At 71.5% G+C, this 20,268-nt stretch carries 21 protein-coding genes; 18 read left to right on the top strand and 3 right to left on the bottom strand.

Annotated features, from left to right (window positions below; translation table 11 throughout):
* Positions 1 to 484 precede the first annotated feature (484 nt).
* From AB0E90_RS04600 to AB0E90_RS04560, 9 genes are all read left to right on the top strand, one after another.
* Complete coding sequence (locus tag AB0E90_RS04600) at positions 485 to 808, top strand: DUF167 domain-containing protein (RefSeq protein WP_360399044.1); 324 nt, start codon at positions 485 to 487, stop codon at positions 806 to 808.
* Positions 805 to 2,340, top strand: a complete 1,536-nt coding sequence (locus AB0E90_RS04595) for a potassium/proton antiporter (RefSeq protein ID WP_360399041.1) — start codon at positions 805 to 807, stop codon at positions 2,338 to 2,340. Before AB0E90_RS04600 ends, AB0E90_RS04595 begins: the two co-directional genes overlap by 4 nt.
* 286 nt (positions 2,341 to 2,626) lie before the next feature.
* A complete protein-coding gene (locus tag AB0E90_RS04590) occupies positions 2,627 to 3,043 on the top strand; it encodes a TraR/DksA family transcriptional regulator (RefSeq protein WP_360399038.1) in 417 nt (138 codons plus the stop codon).
* 29 nt (positions 3,044 to 3,072) lie between these two features.
* Entirely contained in the window at positions 3,073 to 3,630 is a 558-nt protein-coding gene (lspA, locus tag AB0E90_RS04585; protein WP_360399486.1) for a signal peptidase II, read from the top strand.
* A 38-nt stretch (positions 3,631 to 3,668) separates the two neighbouring features.
* Entirely contained in the window at positions 3,669 to 4,553 is an 885-nt protein-coding gene (locus AB0E90_RS04580; protein ID WP_360399483.1) for an RluA family pseudouridine synthase, read from the top strand.
* Positions 4,554 to 4,606: 53 nt separating this feature from the next.
* The gene (locus AB0E90_RS04575) at positions 4,607 to 5,557 is read left to right on the top strand and encodes a hypothetical protein (RefSeq protein ID WP_360399035.1); all 951 of its coding nucleotides are present in this window, start codon (positions 4,607 to 4,609) and stop codon (positions 5,555 to 5,557) included.
* A 213-nt stretch (positions 5,558 to 5,770) separates the two neighbouring features.
* Positions 5,771 to 7,210, top strand: a complete 1,440-nt coding sequence (locus AB0E90_RS04570) for an AAA family ATPase (RefSeq protein WP_360399032.1) — start codon at positions 5,771 to 5,773, stop codon at positions 7,208 to 7,210.
* Positions 7,211 to 7,287: 77 nt separating this feature from the next.
* A complete protein-coding gene (gene dnaE, locus AB0E90_RS04565) occupies positions 7,288 to 10,821 on the top strand; it encodes a DNA polymerase III subunit alpha (RefSeq protein WP_360399029.1) in 3,534 nt (1,177 codons plus the stop codon).
* Positions 10,822 to 10,848: 27 nt separating this feature from the next.
* Positions 10,849 to 11,592, top strand: coding sequence for a hypothetical protein (locus AB0E90_RS04560; protein WP_360399026.1), 744 nt, complete (start codon positions 10,849 to 10,851; stop codon positions 11,590 to 11,592).
* Positions 11,593 to 11,601: 9 nt separating this feature from the next.
* On the opposite strand, the gene AB0E90_RS04555 is transcribed toward AB0E90_RS04560, so the two are convergent.
* Positions 11,602 to 12,309 (bottom strand): LON peptidase substrate-binding domain-containing protein, encoded by a 708-nt coding sequence (locus tag AB0E90_RS04555; RefSeq protein WP_360399023.1) that lies wholly within the window; start codon positions 12,307 to 12,309, stop codon positions 11,602 to 11,604.
* 126 nt (positions 12,310 to 12,435) lie between these two features.
* Here AB0E90_RS04555 and hisD point away from each other — a divergent pair, with 126 nt between their 5' ends.
* From hisD to priA, 7 genes are read left to right on the top strand one after another with little or no spacing between them, the layout of a single operon-like run.
* Positions 12,436 to 13,746, top strand: coding sequence for a histidinol dehydrogenase (gene hisD / locus AB0E90_RS04550; RefSeq protein ID WP_360399020.1), 1,311 nt, complete (start codon positions 12,436 to 12,438; stop codon positions 13,744 to 13,746).
* Positions 13,743 to 14,804 carry a histidinol-phosphate transaminase gene (locus AB0E90_RS04545; RefSeq protein ID WP_360399017.1) on the top strand — a complete coding sequence of 354 codons (1,062 nt, stop codon included), beginning with the start codon at positions 13,743 to 13,745 and terminating at the stop codon, positions 14,802 to 14,804. Before hisD ends, AB0E90_RS04545 begins: the two co-directional genes overlap by 4 nt.
* On the top strand, positions 14,801 to 15,412 hold the full coding sequence (gene hisB, locus AB0E90_RS04540) for an imidazoleglycerol-phosphate dehydratase HisB (protein ID WP_360399014.1): 612 nt from the start codon (positions 14,801 to 14,803) through the stop codon (positions 15,410 to 15,412). Before AB0E90_RS04545 ends, hisB begins: the two co-directional genes overlap by 4 nt.
* Entirely contained in the window at positions 15,412 to 15,573 is a 162-nt protein-coding gene (locus AB0E90_RS04535) for a hypothetical protein (protein WP_360399011.1), read from the top strand. The genes hisB and AB0E90_RS04535 overlap by 1 nt, the downstream gene beginning before the upstream one ends.
* On the top strand, positions 15,570 to 16,190 hold the full coding sequence (gene hisH, locus AB0E90_RS04530) for an imidazole glycerol phosphate synthase subunit HisH (RefSeq protein WP_360399008.1): 621 nt from the start codon (positions 15,570 to 15,572) through the stop codon (positions 16,188 to 16,190). Before AB0E90_RS04535 ends, hisH begins: the two co-directional genes overlap by 4 nt.
* A gap of 2 nt (positions 16,191 to 16,192) precedes the next feature.
* Entirely contained in the window at positions 16,193 to 16,510 is a 318-nt protein-coding gene (locus tag AB0E90_RS04525) for a hypothetical protein (RefSeq protein ID WP_360399005.1), read from the top strand.
* 19 nt (positions 16,511 to 16,529) lie between these two features.
* Positions 16,530 to 17,255 (top strand): bifunctional 1-(5-phosphoribosyl)-5-((5-phosphoribosylamino)methylideneamino)imidazole-4-carboxamide isomerase/phosphoribosylanthranilate isomerase PriA, encoded by a 726-nt coding sequence (gene priA, locus AB0E90_RS04520; RefSeq protein ID WP_360399002.1) that lies wholly within the window; start codon positions 16,530 to 16,532, stop codon positions 17,253 to 17,255.
* On the opposite strand, the gene AB0E90_RS04515 is transcribed toward priA, so the two are convergent.
* Positions 17,232 to 18,116: a LysR substrate-binding domain-containing protein gene (locus AB0E90_RS04515; protein ID WP_360398999.1), complete on the bottom strand. Its 885-nt coding sequence runs from the start codon at positions 18,114 to 18,116 to the stop codon at positions 17,232 to 17,234. The genes priA and AB0E90_RS04515 overlap by 24 nt on opposite strands.
* Positions 18,117 to 18,187: 71 nt before the next feature.
* On the opposite strand from AB0E90_RS04515, the gene AB0E90_RS04510 reads away from it, so the two are divergent.
* Together AB0E90_RS04510 and hisF are read left to right on the top strand one after the other, a co-directional pair.
* Positions 18,188 to 19,069, top strand: a complete 882-nt coding sequence (locus tag AB0E90_RS04510; RefSeq protein WP_360398996.1) for an EamA family transporter — start codon at positions 18,188 to 18,190, stop codon at positions 19,067 to 19,069.
* A complete protein-coding gene (gene hisF, locus AB0E90_RS04505; protein ID WP_360398993.1) occupies positions 19,066 to 19,827 on the top strand; it encodes an imidazole glycerol phosphate synthase subunit HisF in 762 nt (253 codons plus the stop codon). Before AB0E90_RS04510 ends, hisF begins: the two co-directional genes overlap by 4 nt.
* 7 nt (positions 19,828 to 19,834) lie before the next feature.
* Here hisF and AB0E90_RS04500 read toward each other — a convergent pair whose 3' ends face one another.
* Entirely contained in the window at positions 19,835 to 20,263 is a 429-nt protein-coding gene (locus tag AB0E90_RS04500) for a hypothetical protein (protein WP_360398990.1), read from the bottom strand.
* Positions 20,264 to 20,268 lie beyond the last annotated feature (5 nt).

Raw genomic sequence — 20,268 nt, 5'->3', positions numbered from 1 at the left:
CCGGGACGCCGCCGCCGGCATGACCGCCGGCGCCTCGGGTGCGCGTCCCGCCGACGACCAGCCCGCCGAGCCCGACTACGAGCGCGCGGCCGACGTGATCAACTCCGCACGCAGCGAGAGCCCCGGTGAGAACGCCTGGCGCCGGGCCGACGCGCACGCCGAGCCGGCCGGCCCCGATCTGATCGATGAGGAGCTCGGCGAGGCCGACGAGGATGATCCGGCCGACGAGCCGTTGCCCCAGGTGGTGGCCCCCGCCGACGCGGTCCGGGTGGCCCGGCTGGACGCCGAGGTGCTGGTCGTCGACGGCCGCCCGCGCTACCACGTCGCCGACTGCCAGTTCCTGATCGGCAAGCTGAGCGAGCCGATCCCGGCCAACGAAGCGGTCGAGCTGGGCTTCAGCCCGTGCGGCCTGTGCCGCCCGGTCGACCGCCTGGTGGCGGCGGCCACCCGTCACTGAGGGAAACCCTCACCTGCACAATGGGGCATGGTCAACCGGCGCGCTGCTGAGAACGCGGAGCTCTCGATCGCCGTCCGGGTGCGCCCCGGCGCTGGCCGGGACCGGGTCGGCGGGCGTTACGAGGGTCCGCACGGGCCGGCACTGATCGTCGCGGTGGGCGCGCCGGCGGTCGACGGCAAGGCCACCGAGGCGGTGCGGCGTGCGCTTGCCGGCGCCCTCGGCGTACGCCCGGCGGCGGTGACGCTGAAGATCGGCGCGACCAGCCGGGACAAGATCTTCACGGTGGCCACGGCCGGCGACGAGACCCTCGCCCGCCTGGTCGCCCTGCGTGACGGCGCCGGATCGGCGTGACCGGCCACCTCGATCTGGCGCTGCTCGTCGGGGCCGCGGTGCTGCTGGTGGCGGTGTTCGCGGTGCGGGCCTCCACCCGCCTCGGTGTGCCCAGCCTGCTGGTCTACCTCGGGATCGGCATGATCATCGGGGAGGCCGGGCTCGGCATCCGCTTCGACGACGCCGAACTGACCCGCACGCTCGGCTTCTGTGCCCTCATCATGATCATCGCGGAGGGCGGCCTGACCGCCCGGTGGAGCGCGCTGCGACCGGTTCTCGGCCTGTCCGCCTCGCTGGCCACCGTGGGCGTGGCGGTCAGCGTCCTCGTCGTGGGCGTCGCAGCCCACCTCATCCTTGGTCTGAATTGGCGATTGGCGCTGCTTTACGGCGCCGTCCTCTCCTCGACCGACGCCGCCGCCGTCTTCGCCACGCTGCGGCGCCTGCGGCTGCCGCCGCGGCTGGTCACCACCCTGGAGGCCGAGTCCGGCCTCAACGACGCCCCGGTGGTGCTGCTGGTCATCCTGCTGAGCGCCACCGGGGGCGGCGGCCACCCCTGGTGGTACGAGTTCCTGATCGTCGCGTACGAGCTGGCCGCGGGCGCCGCGATCGGGTATGCGGTGGGCGCGGCCGGGAAGTGGACGCTGCGGCACGCCGCCCTGCCGTCGGCCGGCCTCTACCCGATCGCCGCGGTCGGCCTGACCGTCCTCGCCTACGCCGCCGGCGCCGTCGCCCACGCCTCCGGGTTCCTCGCCGTCTACGTGGCCGGCGTGGTGCTCGGCAACGGCCGCCTGCCGCACCGCCGGGCCGTGCTCGGCTTCGCCGACGGCCTCGCCTGGATCGCCCAGATCGGCCTGTTCGTGCTGCTCGGCCTGCTCGCCTCGCCCGGCCGGCTGCCCGGCGCGGTGGTGCCGGCCCTGGTCGTCGGTCTGGCCCTGGTGCTGCTGGCCCGGCCGCTCTCGGTGCTCGTCGCGGCGGTGCTGGCCCGGCCGGTGCGCGGCCCGCGCCGGCCGGGAAACCGGGTCGGCTGGCGCGGCACCGCGTTCCTGTCCTGGGCCGGGCTGCGCGGAGCGGTGCCGATCGTGCTGGCCACGATCCCGCTCTCGGCCGGCACGCCGGGCGCGGACGGCCTGTTCGACACGGTCTTCGTGCTGGTCTTCATCTTCACGCTGCTGCAGGCGGGCACGCTCGGCCGGGCCGCGAAGCTTCTCGGGGTGACCGCGCCGGCCGAGCCGCACGAGATCCACGTGGAGACCGCGCCGCTGGAGAACATGCACGCCGACCTGCTCCAGCTCGACGTGGCGCCCGGGTCGCGGCTGTCCGGGGTCTACATCGACGAGCTGCGCCTGCCGGTGGGCGCCTCGGTGACCCTGGTCGTGCGCGACGGCGCCGGGTTCGTGCCCGGCCCGGACACCCGGCTGCGCACCGGGGACGCCCTGCTCATCGTGGCCACCGCGGCGGCCCGGGACGTGGCCGAGCGGCGGCTGCGGGCGGTGAGCCGGCGCGGCCGGCTGGCCCGCTGGTTCGGCGAGGACGGCCGGGAGGATCCGGGCTAGATCACGAGTGGTCGGGTATCCGACGGGGGAACTGCGGCCTTTGCCGGATCAAGATCGGCCGGTCTTGTTGTCGCCGCCGGATACGTTCCGTATCCTTGCGAACCTCCGGAGTGCGCGGCTGGTAATCAGCCGCGCCGTTTGTGCAGGTGGGGCAAGATCTAACGGCGTGCCGGCGCCGGAGATGGGTAATTCCGGTCCAAGCGGCGCCGGGTCGAACACGACCGGCGCCGCATCACGAGACAGACCGCTGATCGCCGCGCCGGGGGGTGTGGCTGAGGGAGCGACGATGGCCAAGGCAACCGAAACCGCGAGCACCGCCAAGGCCGCCACGAAGCGGTCCCGCAGCGCCGCCGAGACCGAGAAGATTCGGGTCGCGCTGACCGAACGGCTCGACGAGCTGCAGCTGGAGTACGACACGTCGATCACCGAGCTCACCGAGCTCCAACGGGACCGGCTCGCCGACTCGGCCGGTGACGACGACGCCGACACCGGCACCAAGACGCTCGAGCGTGAGCAGGAGATCACTCTCGCGAACAATCTGCTCGAGCGGATCAATCAGGTGGAACGCGCCATCGACCGGCTCGGCGAGGGCAACTACGGTTGGTGCGAGCGGTGCGGCAACGCGATCCCGGTCGAGCGACTGGCGGCGTTCCCCTCCGCGACTCTTTGTGTGCATTGCAAGCAGTTGGAGGAACGACGCTGAACGCCGACGAGGCAGCGGGCACGACGGCCGTGGGCGAGCCGGAGGCGGGTCCCCGGCCCGGCTTCAGCGGCCGGGCCGTCGCGGTGCTGGGCGCGACCGCGGTGATCGCCGTGGCGCTCGACCAGTGGGTCAAATGGCTCTCCACCGAGCACCTCACCGAGGGCGAGCCGGTGCGCATCCTGGGCGGGCTGATCTATCTGTCGCTGCTGCGCAACAGCGGGGCGGCGTTCAGCATGGGCGAGAACCACACCTGGGTCTTCCCGGTGATCACCCTGGTGGTGATCGGCTGGATCGGTTACATGGCCACCCGGCTGCGGTCGGTGCCGTGGGCGATCTCGCTCGGCCTGGTGCTGGGCGGGGCCTTCGGCAACCTCGGCGACCGGCTGTTCCGCGCGCCCGGCCCGTTCCACGGGCACGTGGTCGACATGATCAGCCTCTTCGCGCCGTACGCGGAGAAGTTCGCGGTCTTCAACATCGCCGACAGTTGCCTGAGTGTGGGCGTCTGCCTCGCCGTACTCCTGGAATTGACCGGACGTCAGCGGGACGGCCGTCGCGCCGTCCGCAAGAAAGCGGAGCCCGCAGCGTGACCGTTCGTTCCCTGCCGGTGCCCGACGGGTTGGACGGCATGCGGCTCGACCAGGCCGTCTCGAGACTGTTCGGGCTGTCCCGCACCGCCGCGGCGCTGCTGGTCGAGGCCGGTGACGCGCTCGTCGACGGTTACCCCCGGCCGAAGTCCGACAAGGTCGCCGCCGGTTCCTGGCTCGAGGTCACGCTGCCCGCACCGATCCCGCCGCCGACCGTGGTGGCCGAACCGGTCACCGGGCTGACCATCGTCTACAGCGACGACGACATCGTGGTGGTGGACAAGCCGGTCGGCGTGGCCGCGCACCCGAGCCCCGGCTGGACCGGGCCGACCGTGGTCGGCGGCCTGGCCGGGATGGGGCAAAATGTCGCCACCAGCGGCGCGGCCGAGCGGCAGGGCGTCGTGCACCGGCTCGACGTCGGCACCACCGGGCTGATGGTGGTGGCCAAGAGCGAGATCGCCTACAGCGTGCTGAAGCGGGCCTTCAAGGAGCGCGAGGTCGACAAGCGTTACCACGCGGTGGTCCAGGGGCACCTCGATCCGCTGCGCGGCACCATCGACGCGCCGATCGACCGGCACCCCACCGCGGATTACAAGTACGCGGTGATGAACTCCGGCAAGCTGAGCGTCACCCACTACGACACGCTCGAGGCGTTCCGGTCGGCCAGCCTGATCGACGTGAAGCTGGAGACCGGCCGCACCCACCAGATCCGGGTGCACTTCTCGGCGATGCGGCATCCGTGCGCCGGCGATCTCACTTACGGCGCCGACCCCACCCTGGCTGCGAAGCTTCATCTGAACAGACAGTGGTTGCACGCCCGAGAATTGGGGTTCCTCCATCCCCGAACGCACGATGAGGTCCGGTTCGTCAGCGACTACCCTGAAGATCTCAAGTTCGCGCTTGACGTCCTTCAGGACGGAAGCTGATTTTCGGGGGAAACAGTCACGTGGGACCCGCGGACCCTGCGCGGGAGCCGATCGTGGACCGCGCGGCAGTGTTACGGATCGTCGGCGGCATGGCCGTCGTGCTGGCGGCTGCCGTGCTGGTGCTCGGCGTCATCTGGGCCACCCGCAACGACGTGGTGCTTCCCGGCGAGGATGATCCGGGCGACGTCGTCCGGGTCGGTGTCGTGCAGGGACAGACGGTCGGTGGTTATCTGCAGTCCACCCACACCGAGCTGGCCACCCTCACCGATCCCACCGGGCCGGCCGCCGGCGACACCTGGGCGCTGGTGAGCCTGTCCGAATACGTGGCGCCCGGCGCGCTCGCCGGCATCCTCGACGGCGCCCCGGTGGCGCAGGTCTACACCCGGGTGCCGCTGGCCGGGCAGCACACCCAGGTGGTGCGCATCCCGGTCTATCAGCTGCCCGGCGACGTGCTCGCCGGGATGCTCGGCGCCGCCCTGCAGCGCGACCAGGAAGAGGCGGAGTACCGCCAGCTCGGCCAGCGCCTCGGCGACGACGACGCGAACCAGCAGCGGGTCCGGGCGGCGTACGAGTCGGCCGCGCACACCGCCCGCACCGAGGCGCAGGCCTACCGGTCGGGCTGCTCCTGCGCGTTCGCGGCGGTCGTGCGGGCCACGCCGGCCGCGTTGCAGGCGGTCGCCGGCCGGCCCGGCGTGCGCGCCGTCGACCCGGCGCCCGAGGTGCGACGGCTCGATCGGGCCGAGTTCCGGCCGCCGTTGCCGGAGCAGGAGGGCACGATTCCGGCGGATCCGAGCGGATCTCCGATTCCTGTGCCAAACGACGGTTCGGCCATTGCCTCGCGGACGCCCGCGCCGATACTGTCTGCGTCCGGAGCGCCTGTGACATCCACCTCATCGGCCGCCTTCAAACCCTCGCCTGATTCGTCGGCCACGGCACCGGAGGAGCGCACTGCCGTGCCTTCAGCTACAGACGTGAGTGCTGCTCAGGGTGCGCCGGGCCCGTGACGATCACATCTCGAGAGCCGTCTGTCCGTTAAGTTCTCGTCCGCGAAACGTACGGATGGCCATCCGAGCGCGACCGTTGTGCCGTTGTTCGATCAAGGAGACCGACCAGGGTTGGTCGCTCGGGCAGTGGCCCGAATAGGGTTCGCTCCGTAGCCTGTCAGGGGCGAAGAACCAACCGCCGTTTCACCGTAGGTAGTGCAGGGAGGACGAGCCGTGGATGGGACCGAGACCGGCTGGGGCCGGCCTGCGGAACCAGCCCCGCGTTGGCGGGCGCTGCTCGACCGTGCCCGGCACGGCGCACGCGCCGCCGCCGAGGAGACCCCGGCCGAGCCGGAGCGCGAGATGCCACCGGCGCCGCCGCAACAGTTCGGCCAGCCCCTGCCCAGCCGCCGGCCGTACAATCCGCTCGATCCGCGCCCGGCCCAGCAGCCCGGCTACGAGCAGCGCCCGCCCGAGCCGCAGCGCCCGCCGGAGCAGCAGTTCGAGCCCCGGCCGATGCCGCAGCGGCCGATCAACCCGCTCGACCCGCGGCACCAGGCCCGGCAGGCCCCGCCGCCGCCGGCCCCGATCCCTGCGCACCCCGGTCCCCAGCCGGAGACCAACGGCCGCCGCGGTGTCCCGGAGCAGCCGCACAGCTTCTTCAGCCCGGCCCCGGCGCCGGCCCGGTCCACTCCGGTGGCCCCGCCCGCGCCGCCGGCCCCGCTGGCCCCGCCGCAGCGCGACTACCCGCAGATCCGGGCCTCCGCCGTGGCGCCCGTGCGGCCGTCCCCGGCCCCCGTGCCGGCGCCCGCCCCGACCTCGCCGGCCGGCGCCCGCATCGAGTGGCGGCAGACCGAGCCCGCCGGTGAGATGGACCGGGCCGTCGCGGTGCTGCGCCGCAAGCTCGGCAAGCCGCGGGTGCTGGCCTTCGCCAACCCCAAGGGCGGCGTGCACAAGACCACCGCCACCGTGCTGGCCGCGGCCACCATCGGCAGCGTCCGCGGCCGCGGCGTGCTCGCCTGGGACGACAACGAGCTGCGTGGCACGCTCGGCCTGCGGGCCGGCAGCGCCCGGCACGCCCGCACCATCAAGCACCTGCTCGCCGACCTGATGAGCATCGAGAACCTGCACGGTGACGGTCTGCTCAGCGAGCTCGACGCCTACCTGAGGCACGCCTCCGACGGGTCGTACGACGTGCTCGCCGGCGAGGAGAACCCGCGCTTCGCCCAGCGGCTCGACCAGGGCACCGTGCGCCGGGTGATGGACCTGCTGCGCCGCACCCACGACGTGATCTGCGTCGACACCGGCAACAACGTGGAGAGCGTCAACTGGCAGACCGTGATGCGCCAGGCCGACCAACTGGTGATCACCACGGTGCCCCGCGAGGACGCGGCGTTCACCGCCGACTGGATGCTCGACGTGCTCGACGAGAGCGGCATGGGTGACCTGGTCGCCAACGCCGTGACGTTGATCTCCTGCCCGTCGCCGGGGCCGCTGCCGATGCTGGCCGATTTCGCCAAGCATTTCGCCACCCGCACCCGTGGCGTCGCGGTCGTGCCATACGACCCGTCTCTCGAGGTCGGCTCCTCGATCGAGTACCAGGACCTCCAGCCGGAGACCAAGCAGGCGTGGCTCAAGGCGGCGTCCATGATGATCGAGCCGTTCGCCGAATGAACTCCGCGCGCCCCTCGAATCTTGTCGGTGGGTCGGACTAAAGTCGCTCGGGTCGTCACAACTTAAGGGGGCCCCGGGTGTCTGACTCGTTCGTGCATCTCCACGTGCACACCGAGTATTCGATGCTCGACGGAGCCGCCCGGGTCAAAGACCTGCTGGGCGAGGCGGCGCGGCTGGGCATGCCGGGCGCGGCCATCACCGACCACGGCAACATGCACGGGGCGTTCGACTTCTACACCCAGGCGAAAGCGGCCGGGGTGACCCCGGTGATCGGCGTCGAGGCCTATGTCGCCCCCGAGTCCCGGCTGACCAAGAGCCGCATCAAGTGGGGCCGCCCGGAGCAGAAGGGCGACGACGTCTCCGGCAACGGCGCCTACACCCACATGACCATGTGGGCGCGCAACGCGGTCGGCCTGAAGAATCTGTTCCGGCTCAACTCGCGCGCCTCGATGGAGGGCCAGCTCGGCAAATACCCGCGGATGGACTTCGACATCATCGCGGAGCACGCCGAGGGCATCATGGGCACCACCGGCTGCCCGTCCGGCGTCGTGCAGACCCGGCTGCGGCTCGGCCACTTCGACGAGGCGCTCGCCTCGGCCGCGCGCTACCAGGAGGCGCTCGGCAAGGACAACTACTTCCTCGAGATCATGGACCACGGTCTCGAGATCGAGAAGCGGGTGCGCGACGGCCTGCTCGAGATCGGCAAGAGGCTCAACATCCGGCCGCTGGTCACCAACGACTCGCACTACACCTTCGAGGAGCAGGCCGCCGCCCACGACGTGCTGCTGTGCGTGCAGACCGGCAGCAACGTGGCCGACCCCAACCGGTTCCGCTTCGACGGCAACGGCTATTTCGTCAAGTCGGCCGACCAGATGCGCGCGGTCGACTCCTCCGACGCGTGGCAGGAGGGCTGCCGCACCACGCTGCTGGTGGCCGAGAAGGTCGACATCACCGGCATGTTCACCTTCAAGAACCTGATGCCCCGATTCCCGATCCCGGAGGGCTACACCGAGGAGGAATACTTCCGCCACGTGGCGTACGAGGGGCTCCGCCGCCGCTTCCCGGACGGCATCCCGGAGACACACGTAACCCAGGCGGAGTACGAGCTCGGCATCATCATCCAGATGGGCTTCCCGTCCTACTTCCTCGTGGTCGCCGACTTCATCCAGTGGTCGAAGAACAACGGCATCGCGGTCGGCCCGGGTCGTGGCTCCGCCGCGGGCTCCCTGGTGGCCTACGCGATGGGCATCACCGACCTCGACCCGCTGCCGCACGGCCTGATCTTCGAGCGGTTCCTCAACCCCGAGCGCATCTCGATGCCCGATGTCGACATCGACTTCGACGAGCGCCGGCGCGCCGAGGTCATCAAGTACGTCACCGACCGCTGGGGCGAGGACAAGGTCGCGCAGATCGCGACGTTCGGCACGATCAAGGCGAAGGCCGCGATCAAGGACTCGGCCCGGGTGCTGGGTTACCCGTACTCGGTGGGCGACCAGATCACCAAGGCCATGCCGCCCGACGTGATGGGCAAGGGCATCACGCTCGGCGGCATCTTCAACAAGGACGACAAGCGGTACAGCGAGGCCGGCGAGGTCCGCTCGCTCTACGAGCAGAACCCCGACGTCAAGAAGGTGATCGACACCGCGCGCGGGATCGAGGGCCTGATCCGGCAGACCGGTGTGCACGCGGCCGGCGTGATCATGTCGGCCGAGCCGATCATCGACCACATCCCGCTGATGCGCCGGGCATCGGACGGCGTGATCATCACGCAGTTCGACTACCCGACCTGCGAGACGCTCGGCCTGCTCAAGATGGACTTCCTGGGCCTGCGAAACCTGACGATCCTCGACGACGCGGTCAAGAACATCAAGCTCAACCACAGCATGGAGATGGACCTTCTCCAGCTGCCGCTGGACGATCCGGCGGCCTACGAGCTGCTGGCCCGGGGCGACACGCTCGGCGTCTTCCAGCTCGACGGCGGGCCGATGCGGTCGCTGCTGCGGCTGATGAAGCCCGACAACTTCGAGGACATCTCCGCCGTCCTGGCGCTCTACCGGCCCGGCCCGATGGGCGTCGAGTCGCACACCAACTACGCGCTCCGGAAAAACAAGCTGCAGGAGATCACGCCGATCCACCCGCAGCTCGAGGAGCCGCTGCGGGAGATCCTCGAGCCGACCTACGGCCTGATCGTCTATCAGGAGCAGGTGCAGCGCGCCGCGCAGATCCTGGCCGGCTACACCCTCGGCCAGGCCGACCTGCTCCGCCGGGCGATGGGTAAGAAGAAGAAGGAGATCCTCGACAAGGAGTACGGCCCGTTCCGCGACGGCTGCCGCGAGCACGGCTACTCCGACGAGGCGATCAAGGCGGTGTGGGACGTCCTGGTCCCGTTCGCCGGCTACGCGTTCAACAAGGCCCACTCGGCGGCATATGGTCTGGTGTCCTACTGGACGGCCTACCTGAAGGCGCACTACCCGGCCGAATACATGGGTGGTCTGCTCACCAGCGTCGGCGACGACAAGGACAAGATGGCGATGTACCTGGCCGAGTGCCGGCGCATGGGCATCCAGGTCCTGCCGCCCGACGTCAACCAGTCCGCCGGCCCGTTCACCCCGGTCGGCACGGACATCCGGTTCGGTCTCGCGGCCGTCCGCAACGTCGGCCACAACGTGGTCGAGGCGATCGCCCGCTGCCGCAAGGAAAAGGGTGAATACCAGGACTTCTACGACTTCCTGTCGAAGGTGGACGCGGTCGCCTGCAACAAGAAGACGATTGAATCGCTGATCAAGGCGGGCGCGTTCGACTCGATGGGGCACAGCCGCAAGGGCCTGCTCGCCGTGCACGCCGAGGCGATCGACGCGTACGCGGACGTCAAGCGCAACGAGGCGGCCGGCCAGTTCGACCTGTTCGGCGCGTTCGGCGACACCGAGGGCGGCAGCGCGGCGACGGTGGCCATGCCGACCATCACCGACAGCGAGTGGGACAAGCGCGACAAGCTGGCCTTCGAGCGCGAGATGCTCGGCCTCTACGTCTCCGACCACCCGCTCGCCGGCCTCGAGCAGCTGCTGGCGAACGCGGCCGACACCACCATCGCCGCCCTCAACGAGGAAGGCTCCGTCCCCGACGGCCAGATCGTCACGCTGGCCGGCATCCTCACCGGCGTGCAGCGGCGGATCACCAAGCAGGGCCGCGCGTGGGCGTCGGCCACCCTGGAGGACCTGGCCGGCGGCGTCGAGGCGCTGTTCTTCCCGAACACCTACGAGGTGATCGGGCAGTACATCGCCGAGGACGCCATCGTCGTGGTCAAGGGCCGGGTCGACCGGCGTGACGACACGCCGCGCATCATGGCGATGGACATGTCGCTGCCCGACGTCACCCACAACCCGGACAGCAAGCCGATCGTCCTCACCATGCCGATCACCCGGTGCACCCCGCCGCTGGTGAGCGAGCTGAAGGAGATCCTGACCAGCCACCCCGGCGACGCCGAGGTGCACGTCAACCTGCAGAACGGCAGCCGCACCACGGTCCTGCGCCTCGGCGCCGTCCGGGTCGCGCCCACCCCCGCGCTGCGCGCCGACCTCAAGACGATCCTCGGCCCCTCCGCGGTCGCCTGACCACCGGACACCTGGCAGGATCGTAGGGTGAATCCGAACCAGGAGCCGCAGGGCTACGGCCTGGCCCATCCGTCCGGCCCGGAGGCCGGTCCCGAGCTCGAGGCCGAGGCCGGCCCGGCACCGTTGCGGTGGTGGGCGATGAGCCGCACCCCGCGCCGGCCGTGGCGGCGCACGGCGGCGGTCGCCGTTCTCACCGCAGCCGCGCTGTTCGTGCTCGGGGCCCCGTTCGGCCTCCTGTGGGCGTGGCTGGCGCCGTCCGTGCCGGTCCTGCAGACCGGCAACACCCTCGGCGGCATCGTCATCAACGACAACGCGCCCGAGGAGTATGTGGCCGCCGACGGCTGGTACACGTTGCTCGGACTGGGCTTCGGCCTGCTCGTCGCGATCGTCGTCTGGCTGCTGCTGCGCCGCGACCGGGGTCCGTTCCTGCTGCTCGGCGTGGTGGCCGGCACCCTCGGCGCCGGTTACCTGATCGGCCCGTGGATCGGCGAGATGGTCGGGCGCTCCGATTACCAGCACTGGAGCGAGACCGCCACGAAGGGCGCGGCCTACTTCGCCCCGCCCGAGGTGCACTCGACCGGGCCGCTGCTGGTGCCGGCGTTCGCCGCGGCGATCATGCTGACCCTGCTGTCCGGCTGGTCGAACGACCCCGACCTCGACCAGCCCGGCGCGAAGCCCGGTTACGGCCCGAACACCGCCGCCGAAGACGCCTGGGCGTCCCCGGAGCCGCTGGTCGAGGAAGCGGAGCCGGGCCGGCCCACGATCAGCTAAGGCCGGCGGTCAGTTAGGGCTGGCCGGCCGGGCCAGGTCGGAGAGCGGCACCGGCACCGCCCGCACCCGGGCCAGCAGCCCGGCCTCGCGGTTGAGCAGTTTCAGCTCGGTGCGCAGCCGGCTCGCCGTGTCGGGCGCCGCCAGCAGCAGTTGGCGCTCGTCGGTGGTCAGCTGGGCGGTCGCGGCGATCAGGTGGGACAGCACGGTCGGGTCGCCGGGGACCGCGTCGAGCACCTCGGAGTCGGGGCGCAGCAGGTCGAGGTAGGTGCGGAAGGCGGCCAGGGCGCGCGGCGCCAGCGCGGCGGCGACCTCGTCGGCCGACTCGTCCGGCAGCCACTCGACGGCGGCCGTCAGGTAGGGCTCGGCGCCCTGCTGGACGTCGGTGATCGAGAAGCGGCGGCGGCCGACGGTCATGATGTCGAAGCGCCCGTCCGGCAGCTCGGTCACCTGACGCAGCTCGGCGGTGCACCCGACCGGGTAAAGATCTTCGACCCGCACCGGGGCCACCTCGGGCTCCGGGTCGTCGTCGGAGGCCGGGGACGGCGCCTCGACCCCCCGGCGCAGCGTGACCACGCCGAACTCGTGCGGGCCGTCCTCGGGGCTGGCCACCAGCTCACGGACGAGCGAGCGGTAACGCTCCTCGAAGATGTGAAGCGGAAGCACAAGGCCGGGAAACAGCACCGTACCCAGCGGGAATACTGGTAGCCGGTCGCTCACGACCTCAGCCTATCGGCCGCCCCATCATGGTCAACCCTGACGCTGCCGCGTGCCGGATGTCTCAAGCCCTGGGCCCGGGCAACGGTCGGCTGGGGCGGCCGCCGGCGCGCCGCCTAGGATTGTCGCGTGCTGAAACTGACTGACCTGCGTGGCTCTGGCCGGGATCCCCGGGGCATCCTGCCCCGGGCTCAGCTCGACGTGTCGGTGGCCGTCGAGCGGATCCGGCCGGTGGTCGAGGCGGTCCATCAGCGCGGTTTCGACGCGATCCGGGAATACACCACGAAGTTCGACGGCGTCGACCTCCAGCGCCTGCGGGTGCCGGTGGAGGCCATCACGGCCGCCGGTGAGTCCCTCGAGCCGGAGATCCGCGAGGCGCTGCTCGAGTCGATCAAGCGGGCCCGCAAGGTGCACCGCGACCAGCGGCGACAGGACATCACCACCCAGGTGGTCGACGGCGGCTCGGTCACCGAGCGCTGGGTCCCGGTGCGCCGGGTCGGCCTCTACGTGCCCGGCGGCCTGGCGGTCTATCCGTCGACCGTGGTGATGAACGTGGTGCCCGCCCAGGAGGCCGGCGTCGACGCGCTGGTCGTGGCGTCCCCGCCGCAGAAGGAAAACGGCGGCCTGCCGGACGCCCGGGTGCTCGCCGCGTGCGCGCTGCTCGGCGTCGACGAGGTCTACGGGGTCGGTGGCGCCCAGGCGGTCGCGATGCTGGGCTACGGCTCGGACGGCGCCGGCGAGGGCGACCGGTGCGAGCCGGTCGACGTGATCACCGGGCCCGGCAACATCTGGGTCACCGCGGCCAAGCGGCTGCTGCAGGGCACGGTCGGCATCGACGCCGAGGCCGGGCCGACCGAGATCGCCATCCTCGCCGACGACACCGCCGACCCGCGGCACGTCGCGGCCGACCTGATCAGTCAGGCCGAGCACGACCCGCTCGCCGCCAGTGTGCTGGTCACCGACTCCGAGACGCTGATCGCGTCGGTCGAGGCCGAGCTCACCCACCTGGTCGCGGCGACCAAGCACGCCGAGCGGGTGCGCACCTCGCTCACCGGCGAGCAGTCCGGCGTCGTGCTGGTCGACGACCTCGAGCAGGGTCTGGCGGTGGTGGACGCCTACGCGGCGGAGCACCTGGAGATCCAGACGCGCGACGCCCGGCAGTGGGCCATGCGGGTCCGCAACGCCGGTGCGATCTTCGTGGGCGCCTGGTCGCCGGTGTCGCTCGGCGACTACGCGGCCGGCTCCAACCATGTGCTGCCCACCGCGGGCTGCGCGCGGCACTCCTCGGGCCTGTCGGTGCAGTCGTTCCTGCGCGGCATCCACGTCATCGAGTACGCCGAGGCCGCCCTGAAGGACGTCGCGAAGCACGTGGTCACGCTGGCCAACGCGGAAGATCTGCCGGCGCACGGCGAGGCCGTCCAGGCCAGGTTCCCGGCATGAGGATCGAGGATCTGCCGATCCGGGACGACCTGCGGGGCCAGACGCCGTACGGCGCGCCGCAGCTCGACGTCGCGGTCCGGCTGAACACGAACGAGAACTCGTACCCGCTGCCCGACGAGGTGGTGGAGGCGATCGGCAAGGCCGTGCAGGCCGAGCTGCGCGACCTCAACCGCTACCCGGACCGGGACGCGGTCGCCCTGCGCGCCGCCCTCGCCGACTACCTCGGGCACGGGCTGACGGTGGCGAACGTGTGGGCCGCCAACGGCTCGAACGAGGTGCAGCAGCAGCTACTTCAGGCGTTCGGCGGGCCGGGGCGCAAAGCGCTCGGATTCGGCCCGTCCTATTCGATGCACCCGCTGCTCGCGCTGGGCAGCGGCACCGAGTGGATCGGCGCGCTGCGCGACCCCGACTTCGGGCTGTCACCGGCGGCGGCCGTCGCGAAGATCGAGGAGCACGACCCCGACCTGGTCTTCCTCTGCTCGCCCAACAACCCGACCGGCACCGCTCTCGACCCCGCGGTGGTCACCGCGGTGCTCGAGCGGGCGCGCGGCGTCGTGCTGGTGGACGAGGCGTACGCGGAGTTCGCCCGGCCCGGCACGCCGAGCGCCCTCGCGCTGCTGCCCGAGCACCCGCGGCTGATCGTGAGCCGGACGATGAGCAAGGCGTTCGGGTTCGCCGGCGGCCGGCTCGGTTATTTCGCCGCGCACCCGGCGGTTGTCGAGGCCGTCCAGCTCGTGCGTCTCCCGTACCACCTCAGTTCCTTGACGCAGGCGGCCGCACGCGCCGCAGTGGCGCAACGTGACGCTCTGCTCGCGACGGTCGAGGCGATCAAGGAGCAGCGTGACCGGATCGTCGCCACGCTGCGTGAGCGTGGCTTCCAGGTGGCCGACAGCGACGCCAACTTCGTGCTGTTCGAGGTGGGTGGCGACCAGAAAGTCGCTTGGCAAAAACTGCTCGACCGCGGTGTATTGGTCCGCGACGTCGGCCTGCCGGGCTGGTTGCGGGTAACCGCCGGTACACCTGATGAAACTCAAGCATTCCTGGAGGCGCTGCGATGAGCCGGACCGCGCGGGTTGAACGCGTCACCAAGGAGACCAAGGTGCTGGTCGAGATCGACCTCGACGGCGCCGGCCAGGGTGACCTGAACACCGGGGTCGGGTTCTACGACCACATGCTCAACCAGCTCGCCAAGCACGGCGGTTTCGATCTGACCGTGCGCACCGAGGGCGACCTGGAGATCGACGCGCACCACACCATGGAGGACACGGCCATCGCCCTCGGCGAGGCCTTCTCCCAGGCGCTGGGCGACAAGGCCGGCATCCGGCGGTACGGCTCGGCCACCATCCCGATGGACGAGGTGCTCTGCCGGGCCGCCGTCGACCTGTCCGGCCGCCCGTACGTGGTGCACGACGAGCCGGAGCTGGCGCCCTACATCGGCCCGGTCTACCCGACCAGCATGACCCGGCACATCTTCGAGTCGTTCGGCTTCGCGGCCAAGGTGACCCTGCACGTCAGCGTGCTGCGGGCGGCCCGCGACGGCGGCAAGCCGGACGCGCACCACGTGGTCGAGGCGCAGTTCAAGGCGTTCTCCCGGGCGCTGCGTGAGGCCGTCGAGATCGACCCGCGCAACGCCGGCGCGCTGCCGTCGACGAAGGGCGTGCTCTGATGGCGGTGGCCTGCTTCATCGTTGCCGGGTTCCTGGTCGGCGGCGTGATCCAGCTGGCGAGGTCGGGCGCCACCAGGTTCAGCGTGGGCCTGGTCGGCGTGCTCGCCGTCCTCGCGGTCGCGGGCGGCGTCGCCTGGATGATCCCGGGGGGCGACTCGTGACATCGGTGGTGATCCTCGACTACGGCTCGGGCAACCTGCGGTCGGCCGAGCGGGCGGTGGCCCGCACCGGCGCCGACGTGACCGTCACCAGCGATCTCTCGGCGGCGGCCGCCGCCGACGGCCTGTTCGTGCCGGGCGTGGGCGCCTACGCGGCGTGCATGGCCGGGATCGAGGCGCTCGGCGCCGGGCCGGTGATCGCCGAGCGGGTCGCGGCCGGGAAACCGGTGATCGGGGTCTGCGTCGGCATGCAGATCCTGTTCGACTCGGGCGTCGAGCACGGGGTCGAGACCAAGGGCCTGGGCCTGCTCCCGGGCGTGGTCAGCAAGCTCGAGGCGACGCGGATCCCGCACATGGGCTGGAACACTGTCGACATTCCCGAAAAATCGGACTTGTTCGACGGGCTGAGCAGGGATGCCCGGTTCTACTTCGTCCACTCGTACGCGGCCCGGGATCTTGAGGCTCTGAAAAGAGCCGGCGCCGAGGTGACCACCGCGACCCATGACCAGCCCTTCGCCGCCGCGGTCGAGCTCGGCAGTCTGACTGCCGCCCAGTTCCACCCGGAGAAGTCGGCCGACGCCGGTTTTGAGCTGCTGCGCAACTGGGTGGCTGGGCTCTAGAGGTGTCGAAGGAACGGGCGCGGCGGCGCGCCGAGCGCCTCGCCGTCCTGGAGAAGGAGAAGGCCGCCCGCGCCCGCAAGGTGGCCCGCCGGCAACGTCGCCGGGAGGTGGTCCGCAAGCTGACCCCGCGCGTGGGCCGGCCCGGCCGCATCTATCGGAGCAGCACCCGCGAACGCATCGGGATGGCCCTGGTGCCGCTGCTCGCCATCGCCGCGGTCTGGCTGCTGGTGCCGGACGTGCCGCTGCGCATCGTGCTGTCCATCATGATCGTCATCGCCCTGCCGGTCCTGGTCGTCCTCGTCCGAGGCCGGCGGGCCTGATTTCCGTCAAGGAGAAACCGTGACCCTCGAGTTGCTGCCCGCCGTCGACGTCGCCGACGGCCAGGCCGTCCGCCTCGTGCAGGGCGCCGCCGGTTCCGAGACCGCCTACGGCGATCCGCTCGAAGCCGCGCTGGCCTGGCAGAACGACGGGGCCGAGTGGGTGCATCTGGTCGACCTGGACGCGGCGTTCGGGCGCGGCTCGAACGCGGCGCTGCTCGCGGACGTGGTGCGGCGGCTCGACGTCAAGGTGGAGCTGTCCGGCGGCATCCGCGACGACGAGTCGCTCACCCGGGCCCTCGCGACCGGCGCGGCCCGGGTCAACATCGGCACCGCCGCCCTGGAGGACCCCCAGTGGTGCGACCGGATCTGCGGCGAGTACGGCGACCGGGTCGCGATCGGCCTCGACGTGCGCGGCCGCACCCTGGCCGCGCGTGGCTGGACCAAGGACGGCGGCGACCTCTACGAGGTGCTCGCGCGGCTCGACAAGGCGGGCGCGTCCCGTTATGTGGTCACCGACATCACCAAGGACGGCACCATGCGCGGGCCCAACCTGGACCTGCTGCGTGAGGTGTGCGCGGCCACCGACAAGCCGATCATCGCGAGCGGCGGCGTGTCCACCCTGGACGACCTGCGCGCGCTGGCCACCCTCGAGCCGGTCGGGGTGGAGGGCGTGATCGCCGGCAAGGCGCTCTATGCCGGCGCGTTCACCGTGGCCGAGGCCCTAGCGGTGCTGGGCCCACGCTGATCGGAGAGCCTGCTCGGCCGCTTTGATGGCCGGGCGGGCCGCCGCGGCCTCGCGCCAGGCGACGACGATCCGGCGGCGGGGCTCCGGGGTGAGACGGACGACCCGGACACCCTCGGGGAGCGCCGGCCGCGCGAGCCGCGGGATGACCGCCACCCCGAGCCCGGCCGCGATCAGCGTCAGCTGGGTCTCGAACTCGACCACGTGGAAGTCGGGCTGGACCCCGGGCTGCACCCGGACCAGCCACTCGTGGCAGATGTCGCCCATCTTCGACGCGATCCACCGCTCGTCGCGGCACTTCGCGAGCGTCGTCGTGCCGGTGAGGCGGTGGCCGCTCGGCACGATCAGGTCGGCCACGTCCCAGCCGAGTTCGACGTGCGCGATGCCGGCCGGGTAGCGCAGCGCCACCTCGGGCCAGTCGTCCAGCACCGCGAGGTCGACGTGGCCGCGATGCAGCGCCTCCAGGCCCTCGTGCGGGTTGACCTCGATCAGCCCGGTGGCCAGTTGCGGATGCTCGGACGCGAGCCGGTGCAGCGCCCACGGCATCAGGGCCCGGCACGCGGTGGCGAACGCGGCCACGGTGAGCCGCCCGGTCACCGTGTCGCGGTGGGCGGCCAGGGCCGCCTCGGCCTCGTCGACGGTGGCGAGGACCCGCTCGGCGTGCCGGGCGAGGACCTGCCCGGCCTCGGTCAGGCGCAGGCCGCGCCCGTCCTTCTCGACCAGCGTGGCGCCGGTCTCCCGCTCGAGCTTGGCGAGCTGCTGCGACACCGCCGAGGGCGTGCAGTGCAGCGCCTGGCCGGCCGCCAGGACCGTCTTGTAGCTGGCCACGGCGTGCAGAGCGCGCAGCCGACCCAGATCAATCATGTAGTGAAGCTACAACATGGGTGAAGAACTATTCGATGGTGCTTAACGGTTTCGTCTTGAAAAGTGGAGACATGAAACCGAGAGACGTCGCCCTGGCGGTGGCCGTCATGGCGATCTGGGGCGTCAACTTCGTCGCCATCGAGACCGGCCTCGACCACTTCCCGCCGCTGCTGTTCAACGCGCTGCGCTTCACTCTCGCCGCGTTCCCGGCGCTGTTCTTCGCCGGCCGCCCGCAGGTGCCGTGGCGGTGGATCGTGGCGGTCGGGCTGATCCTCGGGGTCACCAAGTTCTCGCTGCTGTTCGCGGGCATGGCGGCCGGGATGCCGGCCGGCCTCAGCTCGCTGGTCCTGCAGAGCCAGGCGCTCTTCACCGTGCTGTTCGCGGTGGTGCTGCTGCGCGAACGCCCGCGCCCGGTGCAGATCGCCGGGCTCGCCGTCGCCCTGGCCGGCGTCGTCGTGGTGGCCACCCGGACGGGCGCGAACTTCGGCGCGTTCCTGCTGATCATCGGGGCGGCCGCGGCGTGGGGCCTGTCGAACATCGCCACCCGCAAGGCGTCCCCGCCGGACACGCTGCGCTTCATGGTCTGGGTCAGCGCGGTGGCGAGCGGGCCTCTCCTGGTGCTCTCGCTGCTCATCGACGGCCCGGCGGCCGACCTCGCCGCGCTGCGCGCGATCGACGGCAAGGCCATCGGAGCTTTGGCGTACGTCGCGCTGATCTCGACACTTGCGGGCTTCGGCGCCTGGGGCTACCTACTGAAGCGGTACGGCGCCACGACCGTTGCGCCCTTTTCCATGCTCGTCCCGCTGTTCGGCATGGCGTCGGCCGTCCTGGTGCTCGGTGAGCACCTGCACCCGACCGACCTGATCGGCGGCGTCCTGGTGATCGGCGGCATCCTGATCGGCCTGGCCCGGGCACCGGCGGCCCGGCCCGCGCTGGTTAGGGTGGATGCATGACGGTGGCGGTGCGGGTGATCCCTTGTCTCGACGTGGACGCGGGGCGGGTGGTCAAGGGGGTCAACTTCGTCGACCTGCGTGACGCCGGCGACCCGGTCGAGCTGGCCGCCGCCTACGACGCGGCCGGCGCCGACGAGCTCACCTTCCTCGACGTGACCGCCTCCTCCGACGATCGCGGCACCATGCTCGACGTGGTGCGGCGCACCGCGGAGAGCGTGTTCATCCCGCTGACCGTGGGCGGCGGCGTGCGCTCGCCGGAAAATGTCGACGTGCTGCTGCGGGCCGGCGCCGACAAGGTGGGGGTCAACACCGCGGCGATCGCCCGGCCGGCGCTGATCTCGGAGATCGCCGAGCGGTTCGGCAACCAGGTGCTGGTGCTCTCGCTCGACGTGCGCCGGTCGGCCTCCCAGCCCAGCGGGTGGGAGGTCACCACGCACGGCGGCCGGCGCAGCGCCGATCTCGACGCGATCGAGTGGGCGCGCGCCGTGGCCGAGCTGGGTGCGGGGGAGATCCTGCTCAACTCGATGGACGCGGACGGCACCAAGGCCGGGTTCGACATCGAGCTCATTCGGGCGGTGCGGGCGGTGGTCGACATTCCGGTCATCGCGAGCGGCGGGGCGGGAACGGTCGAGCACTTCCCGCCGGCGGTCGAGGCGGGGGCCGACGCGGTGCTGGCGGCCAGCGTCTTCCACTTCGGCGACCTCCGCATCGGCGAGGTCAAGGACAGCCTGCGGGCGGCCGGCCACCCGGTGCGCTGACTTTTCCTTATCGCCCGTCGGCGAGCCGCAGCGAATATTCGCGGACGGCCGTGTTGTAGGTGCGCTCGTCGAGCGCCCAGTCCGACTCGCCCGGCGTGGTCGCCCGGTTGAGCTGCGCCTGCAGCGTCATCACCGCGGAGGACAGGCCGCTGAACGGGCGGGTGCGCCACAGCTGCTCACCGGCCGGAGCGACCTCGATGATGTCGTCCTCGACCATGATCAGGCCGGCGCCGGCCAGGCGGCGCACCGACTCCTCGAGCTCGGGGCGGCTCGGCACGGAGTGGTGCAGGAAATCGGCGGCGGCGAGCACGTCGGCCAGGCTGGCCCCGGTCACCGGCAGGGCGGCATGCATCGCCCGGTCACGCTCGAGGCGCTCGGCGATGACTGCGGACACGAAGATCCAAGCATCGTTCCACTGCCAGCCGCCAGCCCCCATGTCGC

The organism is Actinoplanes sp. NPDC026619 (genome assembly GCF_040638295.1).
Lineage (GTDB): Bacteria > Actinomycetota > Actinomycetes > Mycobacteriales > Micromonosporaceae > Actinoplanes.
This window is presented reverse-complemented; position numbering and strand designations above follow the sequence as displayed.